General features: G+C 69.0%; 21 protein-coding genes and 1 pseudogene. 9 read left to right on the forward strand and 13 right to left on the reverse strand.

The features are described 5' to 3' along the window. The 3 genes from GT347_RS18475 (at position 1) to GT347_RS18485 (ending at position 2,428) form a co-directional block, all read left to right on the forward strand. Positions 1-792, forward strand: a complete 792-nt coding sequence (locus GT347_RS18475) for a hypothetical protein (RefSeq protein ID WP_160553601.1) — start codon at positions 1-3, stop codon at positions 790-792. Positions 793-879: 87 nt separating this feature from the next. Continuing rightward, positions 880-1,161: a DUF427 domain-containing protein gene (locus tag GT347_RS18480; protein WP_160553602.1), complete on the forward strand. Its 282-nt coding sequence runs from the start codon at positions 880-882 to the stop codon at positions 1,159-1,161. Positions 1,162-1,279: 118 nt separating this feature from the next. Then, positions 1,280-2,428, forward strand: a complete 1,149-nt coding sequence (locus tag GT347_RS18485; protein ID WP_160553603.1) for a hypothetical protein — start codon at positions 1,280-1,282, stop codon at positions 2,426-2,428. A gap of 10 nt (positions 2,429-2,438) precedes the next feature. On the opposite strand, the gene GT347_RS18490 is transcribed toward GT347_RS18485, so the two are convergent. The 3 genes from GT347_RS18490 to GT347_RS18500 are packed head-to-tail and all read right to left on the reverse strand — an operon-like array spanning position 2,439 to position 4,878. After that, positions 2,439-2,864, reverse strand: a complete 426-nt coding sequence (locus GT347_RS18490) for a VOC family protein (RefSeq protein ID WP_160553604.1) — start codon at positions 2,862-2,864, stop codon at positions 2,439-2,441. A gap of 9 nt (positions 2,865-2,873) precedes the next feature. After that, entirely contained in the window at positions 2,874-3,851 is a 978-nt protein-coding gene (locus GT347_RS18495) for an isopenicillin N synthase family dioxygenase (RefSeq protein WP_160553605.1), read from the reverse strand. A 10-nt stretch (positions 3,852-3,861) separates the two neighbouring features. Next, positions 3,862-4,878, reverse strand: coding sequence for an ABC transporter substrate-binding protein (locus GT347_RS18500; RefSeq protein WP_160553606.1), 1,017 nt, complete (start codon positions 4,876-4,878; stop codon positions 3,862-3,864). A gap of 334 nt (positions 4,879-5,212) precedes the next feature. Here GT347_RS18500 and GT347_RS18505 point away from each other — a divergent pair, with 334 nt between their 5' ends. Then, positions 5,213-6,214 carry an isopenicillin N synthase family dioxygenase gene (locus tag GT347_RS18505; protein WP_160553607.1) on the forward strand — a complete coding sequence of 334 codons (1,002 nt, stop codon included), beginning with the start codon at positions 5,213-5,215 and terminating at the stop codon, positions 6,212-6,214. Between the two features lie 18 nt (positions 6,215-6,232). Here the strand turns inward: GT347_RS18505 and ruvC are convergent, their stop codons facing one another. From ruvC to GT347_RS18540, 7 genes and pseudogenes are all read right to left on the reverse strand, one after another. Further along, positions 6,233-6,781: a crossover junction endodeoxyribonuclease RuvC gene (gene ruvC / locus GT347_RS18510; protein ID WP_160553608.1), complete on the reverse strand. Its 549-nt coding sequence runs from the start codon at positions 6,779-6,781 to the stop codon at positions 6,233-6,235. Between the two features lie 36 nt (positions 6,782-6,817). Beyond that, positions 6,818-7,489: a hypothetical protein gene (locus GT347_RS18515; RefSeq protein WP_160553609.1), complete on the reverse strand. Its 672-nt coding sequence runs from the start codon at positions 7,487-7,489 to the stop codon at positions 6,818-6,820. Positions 7,490-7,657: 168 nt separating this feature from the next. Beyond that, positions 7,658-8,479 carry a transglycosylase domain-containing protein gene (locus GT347_RS18520; RefSeq protein WP_407704168.1) on the reverse strand — a complete coding sequence of 274 codons (822 nt, stop codon included), beginning with the start codon at positions 8,477-8,479 and terminating at the stop codon, positions 7,658-7,660. Next, positions 8,404-9,273: a shikimate dehydrogenase gene (gene aroE / locus GT347_RS18525; RefSeq protein ID WP_160553611.1), complete on the reverse strand. Its 870-nt coding sequence runs from the start codon at positions 9,271-9,273 to the stop codon at positions 8,404-8,406. Before aroE ends, GT347_RS18520 begins: the two co-directional genes overlap by 76 nt. Next, positions 9,263-10,123, reverse strand: coding sequence for a TonB family protein (locus tag GT347_RS18530; RefSeq protein ID WP_407704169.1), 861 nt, complete (start codon positions 10,121-10,123; stop codon positions 9,263-9,265). Before GT347_RS18530 ends, aroE begins: the two co-directional genes overlap by 11 nt. Continuing rightward, positions 10,120-12,194, reverse strand: a pseudogene (locus tag GT347_RS18535) (ribonuclease catalytic domain-containing protein). The gene GT347_RS18530 and the pseudogene GT347_RS18535 overlap by 4 nt, the downstream one beginning before the upstream one ends. Before the next feature lie 55 nt (positions 12,195-12,249). After that, on the reverse strand, positions 12,250-12,840 hold the full coding sequence (locus tag GT347_RS18540; protein WP_160553613.1) for a YqiA/YcfP family alpha/beta fold hydrolase: 591 nt from the start codon (positions 12,838-12,840) through the stop codon (positions 12,250-12,252). A gap of 87 nt (positions 12,841-12,927) precedes the next feature. On the opposite strand from GT347_RS18540, the gene GT347_RS18545 reads away from it, so the two are divergent. From GT347_RS18545 to tldD, 5 genes are read left to right on the forward strand one after another with little or no spacing between them, the layout of a single operon-like run. After that, entirely contained in the window at positions 12,928-14,562 is a 1,635-nt protein-coding gene (locus GT347_RS18545) for a SulP family inorganic anion transporter (RefSeq protein WP_229722371.1), read from the forward strand. A gap of 6 nt (positions 14,563-14,568) precedes the next feature. Continuing rightward, positions 14,569-15,219 (forward strand): carbonic anhydrase, encoded by a 651-nt coding sequence (locus tag GT347_RS18550; protein ID WP_160553615.1) that lies wholly within the window; start codon positions 14,569-14,571, stop codon positions 15,217-15,219. A gap of 46 nt (positions 15,220-15,265) precedes the next feature. After that, positions 15,266-16,420, forward strand: a complete 1,155-nt coding sequence (rodA, locus tag GT347_RS18555; RefSeq protein ID WP_160553616.1) for a rod shape-determining protein RodA — start codon at positions 15,266-15,268, stop codon at positions 16,418-16,420. Then, entirely contained in the window at positions 16,420-17,643 is a 1,224-nt protein-coding gene (locus tag GT347_RS18560) for an MFS transporter (RefSeq protein ID WP_160553617.1), read from the forward strand. Before rodA ends, GT347_RS18560 begins: the two co-directional genes overlap by 1 nt. Before the next feature lie 47 nt (positions 17,644-17,690). Beyond that, a complete protein-coding gene (gene tldD / locus GT347_RS18565; RefSeq protein WP_160553618.1) occupies positions 17,691-19,151 on the forward strand; it encodes a metalloprotease TldD in 1,461 nt (486 codons plus the stop codon). A 24-nt stretch (positions 19,152-19,175) separates the two neighbouring features. Here tldD and GT347_RS18570 read toward each other — a convergent pair whose 3' ends face one another. From GT347_RS18570 to GT347_RS18580, 3 genes are read right to left on the reverse strand one after another with little or no spacing between them, the layout of a single operon-like run. Further along, positions 19,176-19,841, reverse strand: coding sequence for a DUF799 domain-containing protein (locus GT347_RS18570; RefSeq protein WP_160553619.1), 666 nt, complete (start codon positions 19,839-19,841; stop codon positions 19,176-19,178). Further along, on the reverse strand, positions 19,838-20,233 hold the full coding sequence (locus tag GT347_RS18575) for a DUF4810 domain-containing protein (RefSeq protein ID WP_160553620.1): 396 nt from the start codon (positions 20,231-20,233) through the stop codon (positions 19,838-19,840). The genes GT347_RS18570 and GT347_RS18575 overlap by 4 nt, the downstream gene beginning before the upstream one ends. A 23-nt stretch (positions 20,234-20,256) precedes the next feature. Then, positions 20,257-20,937: a CsgG/HfaB family protein gene (locus GT347_RS18580; RefSeq protein ID WP_160553621.1), complete on the reverse strand. Its 681-nt coding sequence runs from the start codon at positions 20,935-20,937 to the stop codon at positions 20,257-20,259. Position 20,938 lies beyond the last annotated feature (1 nt).

Below are 20,938 nucleotides of genomic sequence, written 5' to 3' on the forward strand. Positions count from 1 at the left end.
GTGGCCCCCTGCACCCCGCAGGATGCCAGGCCGGTCTACCGGCTGCTGCTGGCATGCATGGAGGCGGCGCAGCAGTTCCCGGCGGTGGAGCGCACGGCCTTGCTGTGCCAGCTCACGTGCTTGCTTCCCAGGCTGCTGGGGAGCCTGTCCTGCTTCGAAGAGGCGCTGCACGGCCGTTTCGCGACCAAGCTGATGACGGGCCTGCTGGAGGCGGCCGGCGCATCGTCCGCGCGGGCCTGGTGCACGATCGCGCAGGCGCAGGACGTGTTGTGCGACCTGATCGACCTGGAGTTCGGCGTGCCCAGGGAGCGCGGCGCGATCCTGCAGCACCTGGAAACCCGGCGGCGGCGCGCCCGGCAGTTCCTGGCGGTGCTGGCCGCGCCGCCTGCCCAGGTCCTGGCCACCACGGCCGCCTGGGCGGAGACGGCCTTGCGCAGCTCGACGCAGCTGCTGCGCGGCTACCTGCGCGAGGAGCCCGACGCCTTCGTTCCGATGCTGCGCGACTGGATCGCCCGGCTGCCCGGCCGGGAACTGAGCGACGGACTGATCGATGTGCTGGCACTGCTGGGCTTTTCCTCGCGCATGGCGCCGGCCCTGCGGCGCGGTTTGCTCGAAGGCGTGATCGCCCGCGTCGCCGGACCGCAGCCACCGGCCGACGGCGACACTGCCATCCCCGGCACCGAGGCCCTGGCGGCGGTGCTGCGCCAGCAGTGCCGGCGTTTCGACGGCCTGAAGCGCGTGACCTTCGATACCCTGCTGCGGCGGCATGGATACCAGGGCGATGCCCTTTGAAATGCCTGCTGCCGCACGGGCATCCGCCGGTCGCGGGACAATGCGCCATGCCACGCCCGTGGCCCCACCCCTCGAAAGCCCCAAGACATGAAAGCCACCTGGAACGGCAAGACCATTGCCGAGAGCGACGACACCGTGCTGGTCGAAGGCAACCACTACTTCCCGGAAAGCGCGCTCAAGCGCGAGTACGTCACCTTCAGCAACCACCACACCATGTGCCCCTGGAAGGGCCAGGCGAGCTACTACTCCCTGCTGGTCGACGGCGAGATGAACACCGATGCCGCCTGGTACTACGCCGATCCCAAGCCCGAGGCCGAGGAGATCCGCGGCCGGGTGGCCTTCTGGAAGGGTGTGAAGGTCGAGGCCTGAAGCGGGGCCGGCGCGGGCTTCGCGCCGCCGGCTGGAAGTTCGCGGCCGGGCCGAGGAAGGCCTCGCATGCGCGCGGAACATTGCGCCGCGCCGGATGGTCCGGCGGCAGGAGGTTTGCTTGTTCCGTTTCCCGCCCGCCGGAGGCCGTGTGCCGTCCGGCCCGTTTCGATCCGCTGCCGGCGTCGATGCCTGCCATCCCGATCCGGTCCGCGTCTTTCGCCTGGATCGCCAATGCGCGTTCATCGGCCTGCAGGAGCTGCGGCCGGACACGCCGCCGGATTCGCCGGATCTCGAATTCCGCGGCGTCGATGACAAGGACGAGCAGGCAGAGGAAATCGCCCAAGACCTGCCGCCGCGCTGGGCCCCGGCCTTGCGGTACTCCGAACCGGATCTGGCACTGCTGCGCAGGCGCCTGACAGCGGCCGCCAGCCCAACGGAACTGCAGCAATGGCTGGGCCAGGCGGTATTGGCGGCACCCAGCACGCTGCACACGGCGAAATTCCTCATGGACGCCGTGTTGCGCGCGTCCGAGCTGTTCCGGGCCAGTCCCGACGCCGCGGGCGTAGCGGCCGCCTATTCGGTGCTCGATGGCGTCCTGGCGCTGGCCTGCAAGAGCCTTCTGGAGCAGGAACGCGGCACGATTCTCTGGAGCTTGCTCATGGAGATGCCCGGCCTCCTGTTCAGCTACGGCGACTTCCGGCCGGAATTGCACGGCCCCTTCGCCGCCAAGCTGATGGACGCGGTGACACAGGCCGGTGAGCAAGGCCGCCTGCCGCCGGGGTGGGAGGCCTTCGGCACCACGCTGAGGATGCTGTATCTCGTCCACCGGGCGGGTTGCGCCGCACCGTCACCGTGCGCCGACCGTTTCATGCATCTGCTGGATCAATGCCCCTGGGGCAGGAGTGCTCAGCGCGCCGATGCTTTCCTTCCTGCGCTGGAGTGCATGCTGCAGGGCGGCACGCTCGATCCGTGGGACGAGGGCACCGTCAGTTGCCTGGACGGCCTGGCCGTGGCAGTGGACGATCCGCGCCTGCTGACTCCCCTGCTCGAAGCCATGCTGTGGCGCCACGACGGGGCGCAGGACGAGGAGGGTGCACAGCTCGTGCGGCGCCGGTCCGTCGCGCAGGCGGAGCCGGCAGCCAGGGCGCTGGAGGAGCCGACTGTGGCATCGCCGTCCGATGCCGGCGATGCCGGCATCGGCAAACGCATCTGGCAGGCGGCCAGGTGGGCCGTCGCCCAGGCGGGCACGTACTGCGTGGTGAGCTGACGCAGCGGCGTCAGGCCGGTCGCGCGGCTGGCGCCACGCCTTCGGGCAGGGCGGCGCAGCTGGCCCGGAACACATGGCCTTCGGGGTCGGCCAGCACCGCCTGCCACTGGCCGTAGTAGGTGGCGTAAGGCGGCTTGAGCACGGAGCCGCCATGGCGCGCGGCGTGGGCCGCGGCGGCATCCACGTCGGCGGGGCAGTCCAGCATGAAGGTGGCGTAGGCGGTCACCGGCGCAGGCAGGGCGATCGGCTGGCGTTCGGCCAAGCCCAGCAGGGCATAGGCGGCCGGGGCGTTGAAGCCGATCTGCACGCCGTCCTGCTCCACCGCGCGGTAGATCGGCGAGCGGCTGGCCACGGCCTCGGGCCAGCCGAGCAGGGCGGTGTAGAAATCCAGCTGGGCCTGCGGATCGCGGCAGAAGAGGTTGAACCAGAGTTTCATCGTCTTGCTTCAGGCCATGGCCGCGGCGCCATTCCCGGCCCCGTAGGTCTTTGCATACATCTCGCGCAGATGCTCGCCCACGGTACAGGGCTCGTACAGCGGCCGGGTGCCGGCCGGCACGCAGGTGGCCACCGGCTCCACCCGGGCCTCGTAGTCGGGGTTGTAGAAGAAGGGGATGGAGTGGCGCGGCGCGCCGCCCGAGGCCACGTTGCGCACCCGGTGCGGATTGGAGTGGTAGCGGCCGTTGGTCCAGCGCGGGATCATGTCGCCCAGGTTCACCACGAAGCAGCCGTCCATCGGCGTGGCGGCCAGCCACTGGCCGTCGGGCATCTGCACTTCCAGGCCGCCGTGGGAGTCCTGCGCCAGGATGGTGATCGCGCCCCAATCCGTGTGGGCGCCGGCGCCGAAGGTGCGCTCGTCGGCATCCGCCGGATGCGGCGGATAGCGCAGCAGGCGCAGCGTGCCCATGGGGTTCTCGTGGGTGTGGTCGAAGAAGTCCTCGGGCAGCTCCAGCGACAGGGCCATCAGCTGCATCAGCCGCAGGGCCAGCGCCTGCATGGCGGCGATGTAGGCGGCGCATTGGCCGGCCATCTCCGGCAGTTCGGTGGGCCACTGGTTGCGGCCGTAGGAATGCAGGCCGCGCTGCACGTAGGGATGGTCGTCGGCGTATGCCTGGCCGCAGTAGAAGCTTTCCTTCAGGTCGGGCCGGGCGGTGGCGTCGAGCGTCTGCGCGCCCAGGGATTCGTAGCCGCGCATATTGGGCACGCGGCGCAGGTCGATGGCCTGCTTGGCCGGCAGCGGCAGGTCGAAAAAGCGCTGTGCCAGGGCGAACTGGGCGTCCACCAGGGCGCGCGGCACGCCGTGGCCGCTGACGTAGAAGAAGCCGGAGCCGGTGCCGGCCGCGCGCAGGGCCTCTGCCACCTCGGCGCTGCGGGGCGCGCCGGGCTGCAGTGCACCGGTCAGGTCGATGACGGGGATGGAAGCCATGGACAGCGCCTCAGGCCTTCAGGCGGCGGTCGGCGGCCGAGGGCAGGAACCTGTCGGTCCAGATGTCGGCTGGCGTGGGCACGGTCTTCAGGCCGAAGGCGGCCACGGTCTCGTCGATGGTGGCCTGCAGGCGCTGCGGCGTGGCGGCGCCCCAGCCGTTGGCGCGGGTCTCGGCGGTCTTCATGGTGCCGTCCACGATCAGCTGCAGGCGCTCAAATTCGAACTGCTCGTTGGCCAGCGGCTCGCGCTGCTTGATGGCGGCGGCGCCGGCCTTGGGGTCGGCCATGGCATCGAGCCAGCCGCGGGTGCTGGCCTTGACGAAGCCGCGCATGGCCTCGGCCTGCTCCATGCTCTTGCTGTTGGCCACGAAGCCGTTGCCGTAGGACTTCATCACGTCCGAGAAACGGAACACGTTGATCTGCTCGGGGCCCATGCCGCGCGCCTTCAGGTTGAGCAGGCCGGTGAAGAAGAAGTAGGCCGAGGCATCGAAGTCGCCCTTGACGAAACGGGTGTCGCCGATGTCGGGCGCGACGTTCTCCCACTTCACGCCGGAGGGGTCGAAGCCCTCGGCCTTGGCGAAGGCGGGGAAGAGCTTGCGCGAGGCGTTGAAGGGCTGGCCCAGGATGGTCTTGCCGGCCAGGTCGGCGGGCTTCTTGATGCTGCCGTCCTTGCGCACCAGGATGGCGTTGGGGTTGAGGTCGTACATGATCGCGACCGCCTTCAGGGCCGCGCTGGGGTTGTTGACGTTGAACTCGATCATGGTGGCCAGGTCGGCCGAGGCGCAGTCGTAGGCGCCGCTGGCCACCAGGCCGATGGCAGCGGCCGAGCCGTTGCCGGTGTCCACCGTCACGTCCAGGCCGGCATCCTTGTAGTAGCCGCGCTGCTGCGCCAGCAGGAAGCCGGCGGCGGTGGCCTCGACCTTCCAGCCGAGGTTGAACTTGAACTTCTGCAGGCTGCCCTGGGCACGCACCAGGGCGGGGGCGGCGAGCAGGCTGGAAGCGGAAAGGAGTAGGGAACGGCGTTGCATGGCGGCTTTCTCGAAGACGTTGGGTGGACTGGCTTCAAGAGCAATTTCCGGGCGGCGCCGCAAGGGGGATGCGGTACCGCTGAACGCTTCTACTCCTGCCAGCCGCGCATGCAGCATCCGTGCCAGGGATCGCCGGGCATGGCTTTTGCGTCCAGAACGCCCGAGAGTAGAAGCGTTCACCAGTCCAGTGCATTCGTCGCGGGCTGTTCGGGAATTGCTCTTGAAGTCCAGGTTCCGTGCGAGCCCGGAGGATTTCTGGAGCAGTCGCCACGAGGGCGCTCCATGCCTCGCGGTTCCACGGCCGGACTTCCCACCGCCACCCCAGGAGAACCGCATGAACACCAGCACCACGACCGCATCCCCGCTCGCCGAAATCCAGAAGGAGACGCGCATGGGCGCGATGGGCTCGGAGACCAACCAGCGCGAGATCCGCCGCATCGACCTGCGCGATTTCGCCGCCCGCAGGCACGAGATCGCCGAGCAGCTCTGGGCGGCCGCCATCGACGTCGGCTTCTTCCAGATCGAGCACCACGGCATCGACATCGCCGAGGTGCGCCGCGCCTTTGCCATGACCGAGCGCTTTTTCGCCCTGCCCGATGCGGTGAAGGCGCAGTACCCGCTGAAGAAGGCCCTGAACGTGGGCTGGGAGAGCAAGGCGCAGGTGCGGCCCTCCACCGGCACGCCGGACCAGAAGGAGTCCTACCAGATCACCCGCCCGCACATGGAGGGCCTGTGGCCCAGCGAGGCGGAACTGGCGGGCTTTCGCCAGACCATGCTCGACTTCGAGGCCAAGGCCTGGGCGGTGGGCATGCAGGTGCTGTCCTGCTTCGCATACAAGCTGGGCTTGGACGACGGGTTCTTCACCCGCGCCCACGAGCCGACCAAGGCCAGCTACCAGAGCACCCTGCGCCTGCTGCACTACTACGCGATCCCCGAGCAGTACCAGGACAAGCTCGGCCTGTGGCGCGCCGGCGCGCACACCGATTTCGATTGCCTCACGCTGCTGTTCCAGCGCCCCGGCCAGGGCGGGCTGCAGGTCTGCCCGGGCAAGGAGATGGAGGCGCAGGAGTGGACCTCGATCGAGCCGGACGAGCAGGTCATCACCTGCAATATCGGCGACATGCTGATGCGCTGGAGCGACGACGTGCTGCCGTCCAACTTCCACCGGGTGAAGAACCCGGTGCCGGGCGAATACATGGGCCCGCGCTACAGCCTGGCCTTCTTCTGCCAGGCCAACCGGGATGCGTTGATCGAAAGCCCCTCGGGCAAGTACGCGGCCATCACCGCGGGCGACTACCTGAACCAGCGCATCGCCGCCAACTTCAAGGCCTACTGAGCGGACTGCCGGGCGGCCTCACATGCTGCGCCCGTTGCGGAACATCGCATGGGTGCGGCGGCTCAGCTCGGTGCTCTCGGCCAGGCGGGCCAGGGAGGCGCCGGCATGGGCATGGGTGATGGCCATGCCCAGGGCATCGGCCGCGTCGGGGCCGGGCAGGCCGGGCAGCTTGAGCAGGCGCATGACCATCTCCTGCACCTGGCTCTTGGCGGCGCGGCCGGTGCCGACCACGGCCTTCTTCATCTGCAGCGCGGTGTATTCGGCCACCGGCAGGTCGCGGGAGACCAGGGCGGTGAGGCAGGCGCCGCGCGCCTGGCCCAGCAGCAGGGTGGACTGCGGGTTGACGTTGACGAAGACGATCTCGACCGTGGCCGCCTGCGGGCCGTAGCGTTCCACCACCTCGCGGATGCCGTCGTACAGCACCTTGATGCGGCCCGGCAGGTCGCCCAGCGGAAGGTGGGTGGTGCGGATGGTGCCGCTGGCCACATAGGCCAGCTTCTGGCCGTCCACATCGACCAGGCCGAAGCCGGTGGTCTGCAGGCCGGGGTCGATGCCGAGGATTCTCATCGGCCGATGATAGAAGCTGCCGGCGCCGGGAAGGGATCAGTCGGCCTGGCGCTCGGGCCTTGTCCGCGGACGGCCGACTGGCTTCGGCTTGCGGATGCAGCTGCGCGGCAGGCTGCCGTCGGTACAGGCGCGGTAGAACGCGGCCATGTCCACCCTGCCGGTCAGCGGGTCGTGGAACAGCGGCCGGCCCTGGTGGTCGCGGCAGCGTTTGGCCTGCTCCCAGGCCCGGTAGCGGCGCATGGCCAGCAGATCGCCGACCCAGACGCCGTTCTTGAGTGTGCGAAAGGGGTAGAGCTTGCCCTCCCAGCCCGGCAGGCAGAAGTCGAAGGCCGCCAGCACGCGCCGGTCGTGTTCGTAGGCGGGGACGTTTATCCTGCCCTCGGCGTCCACATAGGGTTGCCGGCCGTCCGGGCCGATGGCGCGCGCCGCCGCGATCTGGCGGTAGAGCTTTTTCCGCCGGGCCACCGGAACGGTGCCGCGCCGCGGCCGCTTGCGGGGATCGGAGAGGCCGTCGGTCGCCTTCAGCACCCGCGGGTCGTCGGCGGGCAGGCGGCCCAGGCGTGGCATGTCGGGATGCGGCCGTGGGCCGGGCGGGCGGAAGTCCTCGGCGGCTGCCGCCGGCCTGCCGGAGGAGGGCTGCACGTCCAGGACGGCCACGGGTGTCACGGTGTACTGGCCCGATGCCGCTTCGTGTGTGACGGAGAGCACGGTGAAGCGGTTGCCGGTCGCTGGGGGGCCGGTGCGATCGGAACGGGAAGGATGGGGGCGGCAAGCATGGTGCGGGGCGGGAAAGAAAGGCGGAACCGGCAGTCTTGCGGCCCCGTTCACTCCCTTTGCTGCGCGGTCCGCAGCGGCGGCCCGCGCAGGCGAAGCGCCTCAGGGCAGGGCCACGCCGCCCATGCGCGCCGCGATGGTGCCGGCCCGGCCGGAGAGATAGGCCGACTGCGGCGTGCGCTCGAAGAATTTGGGCCGCGGCAGCATGACCGCCAGGCGCGCCGCCTCGTAGGCCGTGAGCCGCGCGGCGGGCTTGTGGAAATAGTGCTGCGCCGCGGCCTCGGCGCCGAAGATGCCTTCGCCCCATTCCACGCTGTTGAGGTAGATCTCCAGGATGCGCTGCTTGGACAGCAGGCCTTCGAGCAGCAGGGTGACGATCAGCTCCTGGGCCTTGCGCGGCAGGCTGCGTTCGCCGGCCAGGAACAGGTTCTTGGCCAGCTGCTGGCTGATGGTGGAGCCGCCGACCACCTTGGCGCCGGGCAGTTTGTCGATGGACAGACCGCGCGCCTCGGCCTGTTCCACGCGTCTGGCGAACTGCGATTCGGCGCGGGTGTTGCGCTGCCAGGCGCCGCGCACGGCGTCCCATTCCACGCCGTGGTGGCGCACGAAGCCGGCGTCTTCCGAGGCCAGCACCGCGCGCTTGAGGTTGTCGGGCAGCGATCGGTAGGCCACCCATTGCTGGCTCCAGCCGGCCAGCCGGCCCTGGCGGGCCAGGCGCGTCGCTTCGGAGCGCTGGAAGGCGGTGGAGCCGGGGTCGAACACCGCCATGGCGGCGATACGCACGGCGAAATACAGCTGCAGCGCCAGCAGGAGCAGGCAGGCCAGCCCGAGGCAGCGCAGCGCCAGCCTCATGCCGTGCCGCCGTCGACCAGCGCGCGCAGCTCGGCCAGCACCTGTGCCGAAGGCGGCCGGATGCCGCGCCAGTGAAAGAAGGCTTCGGATGCCTGCTCCACCAGCATGCCCAGGCCGTCGCGCGGCATCGCCTGGTGCTGCCGCGCCCAGGCCAGGAAGGCGGCGGCGCTGGGGCCGTACATCATGTCCAGGGCCAGGCTGCCGGGGCGCAGCACGCTGGCCGGCACCGGCACGGCGGCGCCGGCCAGGCTGCTGGCGGTGGCGTTGATGACGATGTCGAAGGGGCCGGAGAGGGCCTCGATCGGCTGGGCCTGCAGCAGGCAGTCGGCCAGGTGGGCCAGGGCCTGGTGGCTGTCGACCAGTGCACGCGCCTTTTCGGCGGTGCGGTTGGCGACCACCAGACGGGCCGGCGCGGCGCCGAGCAGCGGGCCCAGCACGCCGGCCGAGGCGCCGCCCGCGCCGATCAGCAGCACCTCGCGGCCGGCGATGGAGATGCCGGCATTGCGTTCGATGTCGGCCACCAGGCCGGCGCCGTCGGTGTTGTCGGCGTGGATCTGGCCGTCCTCGAAACGCAGGGTGTTGGCCGCGCCGGCGATGCGGGCGCGGTCGGTCAGGCGGTCGGCGATGGCCGCGGCCTCGAACTTGAAGGGCACGGTGACGTTGCAGCCGCGGCCGCCCGATGCGGAGAAGGCGCGCACGCCTTCGGCGAAGCCGTCCAGCGCCACCAGCTGCGCGCCGTAGTGGATCAGGTCGCCGGCGAGTTCGGCGAAACGCGCATGGATCCAGGGCGAGCGGCTGTGCGCCACGGGGTTGCCCATCACGCAGTAACGGTCGGCGCCGGATGGGGAGGAGATATCAGCGGACATTGGCTTCCAGGGTTGCGTCGCGGGTGAACTTGAAGCGCGAGACGACGACGATCTGGTCGACCTCGCGCAGCATCTGCGCATCGAAGGGGCCGAAGGGCCCGGCGGCGCGGGCGATGGATTCGGCGCGGCGGTCGAGCTGCTTGTTGCCGGAGCTCTGCACCACCTCGGTGGCGACCACCTGGCCGTCGCGCCGCACGGTGACGATCATGGTCAGCTCGCCGTAGAGCTTCTCGCCGCCGGCCTCGGGGAAGTGGCGGGTGCCGCGGTCCTCGATGCGGCGGCGCAGGGCGTCGTAGTAGATGGCGTAAGCCACCTCGCGGGTGGCCGGGCTGATGTAGCGCTTGCGCGGCCGGGCGTTCTCTTCGTTGATGCGGCGCTCGATCTCGGCCAGCAGCTTGACCAGCTGGCGGCGCCGCTCTTCCTGCGCCAACCGCTCGGGCGTGTCGGCGGCATGGAAGGGATCGGGCACGGGCAGGGCGGCGATCTCCTTGCGGATCACCGCCAGCAGCTGCTCCTGCTGCTGGATCAGCTGGTCGATCTGGCGGCGCGCTTCGTCGGCGCTGTCGCCGGCATTGGTCAGCGCGGAATAGGGCAGGGGCGAGCTGGCGCGGCCCTTGGCGGCCTCGCCGCCGCCGGCCAGCGAGGCCTGGGCGAGGGCCTGCGCCTGCGTGGGTTTCTCGTTGGAGCGGGCATTGACCAGCACCACCTCCAGCGGCGTGTCCTGGAACACCCGGTTGAAGGTTTCCGGTGCGCCGAAACGCAGCGCCAGCAGCACGCCGTGCAGCGCCAGCGAAACGCCGAGCGCGATCTGCAGGGTGCTGGGGCGGCGCACGGCGGGTCGGGCTTTCAGGCGGCGGCTGCGGGCGCGTCGGCCTGCGGCTCGGCATCGGCCATGTCGAGGGCGATGGCGATGGGGCCCGAGGCCATCGCTTCTTCCTCGTCGGCCGCGGCGTCGTCGGCATCCTCGATCTGCTCGGTGTCCAGGCGTTCGATGACGGTGCCGCTGACGTCGAGCGCGATGTCGTCGATCTCGCCCAGGCGCACCCGCACCCGGGCGCCGCGCGGCAGGCCCTGGGCGCCGAGCACCGGCAGCACCAGCGGCAGTTCGTCGGCACGCACCAGCAGGCTGCCGGCCGGGCCTTCCTTGATGACGGCGGCGGTCAGTTCGGTGATGCCGTTCTGGCGCAGGTACTCCAGCGTCCAGAAGCGTTCCATGCCCGACTGGTAGCCGTTGTAGGCGCTGTAGGCCGCGTCGAAGCTGGAGATGATGGAGAACAGCTCCGCATCCTTGGGCTTGAAGGGCGCGGCCAGGGCGGCGGTGCGGCCGTGGCGGGCGGCGGCGATGATCTGCCACTGGTTGACCAGGTCCACGTAGCGGCGCAGCGGCGAGGTGCTCCAGGCATAACTCGGCACGCCGATGCCGGCATGCGGCAGCGCCTTGGTGCCCATGCGCACCTTCACGCCCGGCGCCATGCTGGCCTGGCTGCGGTAGATGCCGGGCACGCCCAGCTCGCCGAGCCACTGGCCCCAGCTGCTGTTGGCCAGGATCATGGCCTCGGCCACGATCAGGTCGAGGGCAGTGCCCCGCTTGCGCACGCTGATGCGCACGGTCTCCTGGCCGGTGGGTTCGCCCTCGCCCTGGCCTTCGAGGCGGAAGTTGTAGTCGGGGCGGCTGAAGTTCTCGGGCTTGCCGCGCACCTGCTCGCGCCCGGCCTTGAGGTGGCGGGCCAGGCGGAACAGGAAACTCATCTCGGGGCGCAGCGCTTCGGCTTCGGCCGACTCGGCCGCGGGCTGGAAGGCCGGGTCGGTCAGCCATTCGTCGGTGACGGTGTCGTCGAGCCGGTCGTGGCGCAGGTTGGCGACCACCGGCACCCGCTCCAGCCGGGTCTCGCTGGACTTCACTTCCAGCGTGGCCTCGTCCATGGTCACGTAGAGCGACACGGCCGGGCGGGCCTGGCCGGCGCCCAGGGTGTAGGTCTGCACCACCGCATCCGGCAGCATGGTGATCTTGTGGCCTGGCATGTAGACGGTGGACAGGCGATGCCGCGCCACCTGGTCCAGCGCCGCGCCGGGCGCGAAGGCCAGGCCGGGTGCTGCGATGTGCACGCCCACGGTGACCGAGCCGCTGCCCAGGCCCTGGACGGACAGGGCATCGTCGATCTCGGTGGTCTGCGAATCGTCGATGGAGAAGGCCGACACGCCTTCGGCCAGGGGCAGCTCGTCGGGCACCGCCGGGGCTTCGAGCGCGGGGAAACCGGTGCCCTTGGGGAAGTGGTCGAACAGGAACCGCTTCCAGTGGAATTCGTAGGCCGAGGCGATGGCGCCGGCGCGGCGCAGCAGGTCCAGCGGATTGCTCTGCGTGGCGCGCGAGGCCTCGACCACCGCCTTGTATTCGGGCGCGTTCTTGTCGGGCTTGAAGAGGATCTTGTAGAGCTGCTCGCGGATCGGCGGCGGTGTCTGGCCGGCGGCGAGTTCCTTCGCCCAATCGTCGATCTGGCGCGCCAGGGCGGCCTTGCGTTCGATGGCCAGCAGGGCCTGCTGCACGATCTCGGGCGCGGCCTTGCGGAAACGGCCCTTGCCGGCGCGGCGGAAGTAGTGGGGGCCTCGAACAGGGTCAGCAGCATGGCCGTCTGTTCGGTGAGGCTGGCGGCGGCGCTGAAATAGTCGCGCGCCAGGTCGACGAAGCCGAATTCTTCCTCCGGCGCGAATTCGTAGGCCATTTCGAGTTCGATGCCGGCGGCGGTGGCCTGGGCATCGGCCAGGAGTTTTTCCGGCTCGGGTTTCTCGAACTTCAGCAGCAGGTTGGCGGCCTTGACCTTGACCCGTTTGCCCGAGGCCAGCTCCACCTGGGCGGAGGAGTCGGCTTCGGAGAGGATGCGGCCGGCCAGGAATTTGCCGGCTTCTTCGAACAGTGCGTACATGGGCGCGATTGTCCCATCTGGCCGGGGGCTGTCCTGCCGCCGGTCGTGCGGGATGTCAGCCCAGGCCGAGAAAGGCCTCGATGGCCGGCAGGTGCGCGGGGAAATCCGACAGGGCGTGGTCGCCGCCGGGCAGCACCGTGGCGTTGCCGCCGGCGCACCAGGCGGCCATCTCGCGCCAGTCGAGCACCTCGTCGCCCTGGGCGATCAGGGCCATGGTGCGAGCGGGGTCGGCGGGCGGTACATGGGCCAGGGCGCGCAGCTGGTCGACGAAGACCGGCTCGAAATAAAAGCGCTCGGCCGGATCGTGCCAGGCGGTCTGTTCACCGATGTGGCGGGCCAGGTCGCGCGCCGGATGAACGGCGGGGTTGATCAGCACCGCCTTGGCGCAGCCGGTGCTGGCCTGCACCCAGCCGGCGTAGAAGCCGCCCAGCGAGGACCCCACCACCGCCATCGTGGCGCGCGGCCAGCCCGCCGTGCCGGCCGCCACCATCGCCATGGCCTCGGCCGGCGAGGGCGGCAGCTGGGGGCACCACCAGACCAGGTCCGGATACCGGCTGCGCATCCGTTCGGCCATCAACACGGCCTTGGCCGAGCGGGGCGAGGAGCGGAATCCGTGGAGGTACAGCAGATGGGTGGTCGGACGCATGGCGGTTCAATTTTACATGAGTGGAAATCACACGGACTGCATTATGTGGGCATACGCTAACCGATTACCAATGATCTGATGCTTGATATGTCAAAGACTTTCAATCGCGATGCCTTGTCCGGTTTGATTGTTTTTCTGATTGCCCTTCCCTTATGTCTGGGGATTGCCCAGGCCAGCCATGTTTCGCCATTCGCCGGTATTTTGGCCGGGGTCATCGGCGGCGTGGTGGTGGGGAAGCTGTCCGGCTCGGCGCTTTCGGTGAGCGGCCCGGCGGCCGGGCTGATCGCGATTGTCGTGACGGCGCTCGCCGCCATGCCTTTTCAATATTTTCTTTGCGCCGTGATGCTGGCCGGGGCTTTCCAGTTGCTGGCCGGCATCCTGGGTGTCGGTGGCATGGCGGACTATATTCCCTCGAATGTCATCGAAGGCATGCTGGCGGGCATCGGCATCACCATCGTGGTGAACCAGGCCGAGAATGCCGTGGGTTTCGACAAACAGGCTTTTCTGGACGAGGAGGAGGCCGGTTTCGCCTGGACCGATCTGGACGAGATCGTCGAGCACATGGAGCCCGGGGCGATGCTGATCTCGCTGCTGGGCCTGGCGCTGCTGACGCTGTGGAGCTGCCGCCGGTTCAAGCGCCTGCAATGGTTTCCGGTGGGCCTGCTGGTGGTGCTGGCGGGCGTGCTGGTCAACCAGATGCTGGGGCTGGTCCGGCCGGGATGGGCCTTGCGCGGCGATGCGCACCTGATCCGGCTGCCGGTGCCGACGACGGTCGCGGAGTTCTTCGCCCAGTTCACCCTGCCGGATTTCTCGGGGCTGGCGCTGCCGCAGGTCTGGGTGACCGGCGCCATCATCGCGGTGGTCGCGTCCGTGGAGACCTTGTTGTGCATCGAGGCGACCGACAAGCTCGATCCGCAGAAACGCGTCACGCCCACCAATGTGGAACTGCGTGCCCAGGGCGTTGGAAATCTGCTGAGCGGCCTGCTCGGCGGACTGCCCATCACCAGCGTGATCGTGCGCTCCTCGGCCAATATCAATGCCGGTGCCCGCACCAAGCTTTCCACCATTTTCCATGGGCTGCTTCTGCTGGCCTGCGTGGCGACGATTCCGCAATGGCTCAATTTCGTGCCGAAAGCCGCGCTGGCCGCCATTTTGATCTTCACGGGTTATCGGCTGGCGCGTCCGCAGATTTTCTTGAGTCTGTGGAAGGCCGATCGCTGGAATCAATTCACGCCGTTTATTGTCACGGTGGTTTCGGTGGTGTTTCTCGATTTGCTGCGTGGCGTGGCGATCGGCTTGCTGGTGTCGATATTCTTCATCCTGCGCCAGAATGCCCGCCTGCCGTATTACTACCAGCGTTCTTCGTTCACCAATAACGAGCTGATCAAGCTGACGCTGGCGCAGGAGGTTTCCTTTTTGAACAAGGCGTCGATCAAGCAGACCCTGGACGAGTTGCCGAGAAACTCCGCGGTGGTCATCGATGCCAGCAATACGGCGTATATCGATTTCGATGTCCTGGAGGTGATCCGCGATTTCGCCCATTCGCGGGCCGGGGAGCGCGGCATCAAGCTGTCGCTGGTGGGTTTCCAGGAGCACTACAACGTGCCGCAGGTCTCGACCGAGCGGGAACTCGTCAGCGGACTGGCCGGCATGCACGGCGAGGCGCCCAAGCGCTCGGCTGGCCTCGCCCAGGACCTGCTGCGCCAGCTGCGCAAGAAGTGAGTGGCCATGCATACCCATGACCTGCCGTTTTCCGAGCTGACGCCGGCCCATGCGCTGCAGTTCCTGAAGGAAGGCAACTTCCGCTTCGTCACCGCCTTTCACCAGTCGCGCGACCTGCTCGACCAGCTCGACAAGACCAAGAAGGGCCAGACGCCGTTCGCGGCCATCGTCAGCTGCATGGATTCGCGCACCTCCGTCGAGCTGATCTTCGACCAGGGTTTCGGCTCGGTGTTCTCGATCCGCAACGCCGGCAACGTGGTGGGCAACACGGTGCTGGGATCGCTGGAATACGCCTGCGGCGTGGTCGGCGCCAAGCTGATCGTGATCCTGGGGCATACCGGCTGCGGTGCGATCCACGGCGCGATCGACGGGGTGCAGCTCGGCTTTCTCACGGCGCTCCTGGAGACGATCTGTCCGGCGCAGGAGGCCGCAGCCTGGCGGGAGGAGGGCGGCGAGCGCTCGAGCGCCAACCCGGCCTTCGTGGCCAGCGTGACCGAACGCCATGTGCGGCGCGGCATGGCTCGGGTGCTGGAGCAGAGCGCGGTGATCCGCGAGCTGGTGGCGCAGGGCAAGGTGGGCATCGTGCCGGCGGTCTACGACATCGCCACCGGGCTGGTGAAGTTCCACGAGCAGGCTGCCGGCGATCCTGGCGCATAGGGGGGCGCGTCCGGGCGCGGCGCACGCCATGGCCGATAATCCGGCGATGTCCGCCGTTTTCGACAAGCCGTCCCTGCCCCGGCGTCTCCTGCCATTTCTCCTGGGCTTCGACTGGCTGCTGGCCGCGGGCGTGCTGCTGCTGTGCGGCGCCGGCCTGCTGACCATGTATTCCTCGGGCTACGACCACGGCACCCGCTTCTTCGACCATGGCCGCAACATGCTGCTGGCCGGCGGCATCATGTTCGTGGTGGCGCAGGTGCCGCCGCAGAAGCTGATGGCCGCGGCCGTGCCCCTGTATGTGCTGGGCGTGGCGCTGCTGGTGGCGGTGGCCTTGTTCGGCATCACCAAGAAGGGCGCCACCCGCTGGATCAACCTGGGCGTGGTGGTGCAGCCCAGCGAATTGCTGAAGATCGCCATGCCGCTGATGCTGGCCTGGTGGTTCCAGAAACGCGAGGGCGCGCTGCGGCCGCTGGATTTTCTGGCCGCGGGCGCGCTGCTGCTGGTGCCGGTCGGCCTGATCATGAAACAGCCCGACCTGGGCACCTCGCTGCTGGTGCTGGCAGCGGGCCTGTCGGTCATCTTCTTCGCCGGGCTCAGCTGGAAGCTGGTGCTGCCGCCGCTGCTGATCGGCGCGATCGGCGTGGCGATGGTGGTCTGGTATGAGCCGCAGCTGTGCGCCAACGGCGTGCGCTGGGCGGTGCTGCACGACTACCAGCAGCAGCGCATCTGCACCCTGCTGGATCCGACCAAGGATCCGCTGGGCAAGGGCTTCCACATCATCCAGGGGATGATCGCCATCGGCTCCGGCGGCATCTGGGGCAAGGGTTTCATGGCCGGCACGCAGACGCACCTGGAGTTCATCCCCGAGCGCACCACCGACTTCATCTTCGCGGCCTTCTCGGAGGAGTTCGGCCTGGCCGGCAATCTGGTGCTGATCTTCGGCTACTGCTGCGTGGTGCTGCGCGGCCTGTGGCTGGCCATGCATGCGCCCACCATGTTCTCGCGGCTGCTGGCCGGGGCGATGGCGATGATCTTCTTCACCTATGCCTTCGTGAACATGGGCATGGTCAGCGGCATCCTGCCGGTGGTGGGCGTGCCCTTGCCCTTCATCAGCTATGGCGGCACCGCGATGGTGACGCTGGGCATGGGGCTGGGCATCCTGATGTCGGTGGCGCGCTCGCGCCGCTCGGCTCCGGGCTGATGCGGTCGCCGTCGCTCCTGCGCACCGGGCCGGCGCTGGCGGCGCTCACCGCGGCCTTCGCGATGAGCCAGTTCTTCCGCAGCTGCCTGGCGGTGATGGCGCCCGAGCTGTCGGCCGACCTGGGGCTGGATCCGGCCGGTTTCGGCGCGCTGTCCTCGGCCTTCTTCCTGGCTTTCGGGCTGATCCAGGTGCCGGTCGGCGTGGCCTTCGATCGCTGGGGCGTGGGGCGGCCGACTTCGGTGCTGATGGCGCTGGGCGTGGCGGGCGGGCTGATGTTCTCGCTGTCGCACGGCGCGGCGATGGCCACGCTGGGGCAGGTCGGCCTGGGCATGGCCTGCGCGCCGGTGTTCATGGGGCTGATCCACTACGCATCCGAGCAGCTGGAAGAGCGCCGCTACCTGCGCTCGCTGTCGGTCTCCAACGGGCTGGGCATGCTGGGGGTGTTGTGCGCCGCCTCGCCGCTGGGCTGGGCGGTGCAGCATTTCGGCTGGCGCCCGGCGATGCTGGTGGCGACCGGCGTCATGGCGGTGGTGTGTTTCGCGGTGCAGCGCACGGTGCGCGATCGGGGCCATGCCGATGCGCACGGCCAGTCCTCGCTGGCGATGCTGCGCGGCTCGCTGGTGCTGCTGAAGGTGCCGGCCCTGTGGGCGCTGGTGCCGGTGTGCCTGGGCATGGCGTCCGGCACGGCCTTTCGCAACGCCTGGGGCGGACCGTATGTGGCGGATGTCTTCGGGCTGGACCCGATCAGCCGCGGTTCGGCCATGACGGTGATCAGCTTCGTGGCCTTCGGATGCGCCTTCGCGATGCCGCTGGCGGCACGGCGTTTCGGCGCTCAGGCGGTGATCGTGGGCACCATGCTGGGCTCGGTGCTGGCCGGCCTGGGCCTGATGCTGATGCCCGATGTCTCGCTGGGGCTGGACCTGGCCCTGCTGTCCCTGCTGGCAGCCGCCGGCACGCTGCATCCGGTGGTGATGACCGCGGGCCGGGGCACGGTGGCGCCGGCGCTGCGCGGACGGGCGCTGGGTGTGCTCAACACCTTCGTCTTCGTCGGCATGGCCGCCGCATCGGCCGGTTATGGCTGGCTGGCGCGCTACGGCATGCGCCTGGGCCGCAGTCCCGGCACGGTGTACGCGGGGCTGTTCGGCCTGGCGGTGCTGGCCCTGCTGATGGCGCTGGCGCCCTTCGCCTGGTCGGCCTGGCGGCGGCGCGCGGCCACCGCCTGATACGGCGGGCGCGGGCAGGGGATTGGGCGGCACCCTAAAATCCCCGGATGATCTCCCGCGAACCCACCATCGAACGTCTTGCCATCGCCCAGCGCCTGCTGCTGGAGCCGTTTGGCCTGGACGAGTCCCATCTGTCGCGCGCCCTCTCCGAGATCCGCTCGCACAAGGTGGACGACGCCGACCTGTACTTCCAGTACACCCGCAGCGAGGGCTGGAGCCTGGAGGAGGGCATCGTCAAGACCGGCTCCTTCAGCATCGACCAGGGCGTGGGCGTGCGGGCGGTCAGCGGCGAGAAGACGGCCTTCGCCTATTCCGACGACATCTCCGAGGCCTCGCTGCTGGATGCGGCGCGCACCGTGCGCTCGATCTCGCAGGCCTCGCGCGGCGGCAAGGTCAAGGTGGCCACGCGCAAGATCGCCGGCAGCCGTTCGCTCTATCCCGAACTCGACCCGATCGCCTCGCTCGACAGCAATGCCAAGATCGCGCTGCTGGGCCGTGTCGAGAGCCTGGCCCGCGGCAAGGATCCGCGTGTGGCGCAGGTGATGGCCGGCCTGGCCGCCGAATACGACGTGGTGCTGGTGGCGCGTGCCGACGGCACGCTCGCCGCCGACGTGCGGCCGCTGGTGCGCCTGTCGGTCACGGTGATCGCCGAACAGAACGGTCGGCGCGAGGTCGGCTCGGCCGGCGGCGGCGGGCGTTTCGGCCTGGCCTATTTCGACGACGCGCTGATCACCCATTACGTCGACGAAGCCGTGCGCCAGGCGCTGGTCAACCTCGAATCCCGCCCGGCCCGCGCCGGCGAGATGACGGTGGTGCTGGGCTCCGGCTGGCCGGGCATCCTGCTGCACGAGGCCATCGGCCACGGCCTGGAAGGCGACTTCAACCGCAAGGGCTCCAGCGCCTTCTCCGGCCGCATCGGCCAGCGGGTGGCGGCCAAGGGCGTGACCGTGCTGGACGACGGCACCATCGCCGACCGCCGCGGCTCGCTCAACGTCGACGACGAGGGCAATGCCAGCCAGCGCAACGTGCTGATCGAGGACGGCATCCTCAAGTGCTACATCCAGGACTCGATGAACGCCCGCCTGATGGGCGTGCCGCCCACCGGCAACGGCCGGCGCGAGAGCTACGCGCACATCCCCATGCCGCGCATGACCAACACCTACATGCTGGGCGGCGACCGCGATCCGCAGGAGATCGTCGCCAGCATCAAGAAGGGCCTGTACGCCACCAACTTCGGCGGCGGGCAGGTCGACATCACCAGCGGCAAGTTCGTGTTTTCCGCGAGCGAGGCCTACTGGGTCGAGAACGGCAAGATCCAGTACCCGGTCAAGGGCGCGACCATCATCGGCGCCGGCCCCGAGGCGCTGAAGAAGGTCAGCATGATCGGCAACGACATGGCGCTGGACCCCGGCGTGGGCACCTGCGGCAAGGAAGGCCAGAGCGTTCCGGTGGGTGTCGGCCAGCCGACACTCCGCATCGACGCGCTGACCGTGGGCGGCACCGCCTGAGCGCCGCCCGGGCGCGCGGGCGCTTCAGTCGCTGAGGTACTTGGGCGAGCGCGGCCCGTACAGGATGCCATTGGGACGTCCTGCCGCCGCCAGTCGCAGGCTGGTCGTGCCTGCGACGGTGAAGCTGGCGTCTGTCAGGCTGCCGATGATCTGCTGGACCACCGCCGTCACCAGCAGGCCCATCAGCCCGCCGCCGCCGTTGTTGAGGCCTTCGGCGCTGGAAGCGCTGGCCGAGCCGCTCCAGAGCACGGCGCCGGTCTTCAGGTCGACCAGGCGCGCATCGGCGGCGACCACGGCCTCGCTGTTGATGACGGTATAGCTGGTTCCGTACTTCGTCACCTTGACATAGAGCGCCGCGTCCGCGCCGAAGATCTCCTGCAGCTTGGCCGGCGCCACGGCCTGTGCTTCGGCCGGGGTGTCCAGGCCGTTGTTGCGGAAGGTCTCGGCGACCAGCGCCACCGGCAGCACGTAATAGCCCGACTCGGCCAGCGGAAAGCTCAGCTGGGCCAGCATGCCGGCGCTGGCGTTGATGTCGGGCGATTCGTTGACCGGCGGCAGCACCAGGATGGATTTGGGGCGCGTCGTACGGAAAGCGGCGTAGTCGATGGACTTGGCCGGCGCCGCGCAGCCGGTGGCCAGCAGTACCGTGGCCAGTGCGGCCAGCGCGACGAGTATCTGGCGGGGGCTCACAGGGTCTTCTCCTTGTCTTGCTGGCTGTTCTTGCGGCTGTTGGCCTTGGCCAGCAGCATGTCGATGAAGGCGGTCGATTCGGGGAAAAGGCTCTTCTCGGTCTGGAATTCCTGCAGGGCCTGGTCGTCCTTGCCGACGGAGGCGTAGAGCATGCCCAGGTGCGCATGGAAGCCCGGCGGCGGCTTGTGGTTCTGCGCGCGGATCTTCTGGAAGTCGGCCTCCAGGCTGGCGATCTGCTTTTGCGGATCGGAGGACTGGCCCTGCAGGTACTGGTAGACCTGTGTCTGGTAGCTCTCCCACTGGTAGATCGGCTCGGTGCGGTGGGCGCAGCCGCCCAGCACGGCCGCACCGGCCAGCAGCAGGACGAGCCCGGTTCTGGATGAACGATGCATCGGTTTTGCTCCTGCGGCCGCCATCACCGCACCGGCTTCCAGGCGCCGCTGTCGACGGCTGCGACCAGCTTGTTGACGGCCTCGCGGATCGCCAGGTCCAGCACCTTGCCGTTGAGCGTCGAGTCGTAGCTCGCGGTGCCGCCGAAGCCGACGATCTCGCGGTTGGACAGGCTGTACTCGCCAGCGCCCTGCGTGGAGTAGACGACCCGCGAGGTCTGGATGTCCACGATGTTGAGATTCACCTTGGCGTAGGCGCTCTGCTCCTTGCCGCGGCCGAGGATGCCGAAGAGCTGGTGGTCGCCGACCTCCTTGCGTCCGAATTCGGTGACGTCGCCGGTCACCACATAGTCGGCGCCGGAGAAGCGGTTGGCCGTGCCCTTCAGGGCGGCTTCCTGCTTGAGTTCCTGCAGGTTGTCGCGGTCGAGCACATCGAAACGGTTGCTCTGCTGGAGGTGGGTCACGAGGATGGTCTTGGCCTGGCCGCCGAGCCGGTCCACGCCGTCGAAGAAGATTCCGCGCAGGTAGCTGGAACGGTTGTCGAACTTGCCGACCGCAATCGGGGCACGCTCCGCGGCGTAGGCCTGGTTGGCCGTGGCGACTTGCGCGACGGGCAATGAGCGTGAGTTCTCGGTGGCACATCCAGCCAGCAGGCTGGTGAAAAAAATGATTGAAGTGAGCGATTGCATCTTGTTTTGACGTTGCATG

Source organism: Xylophilus rhododendri, from assembly GCF_009906855.1.
Taxonomy (GTDB): Bacteria; Pseudomonadota; Gammaproteobacteria; order Burkholderiales; family Burkholderiaceae_C; genus Xylophilus; species Xylophilus rhododendri.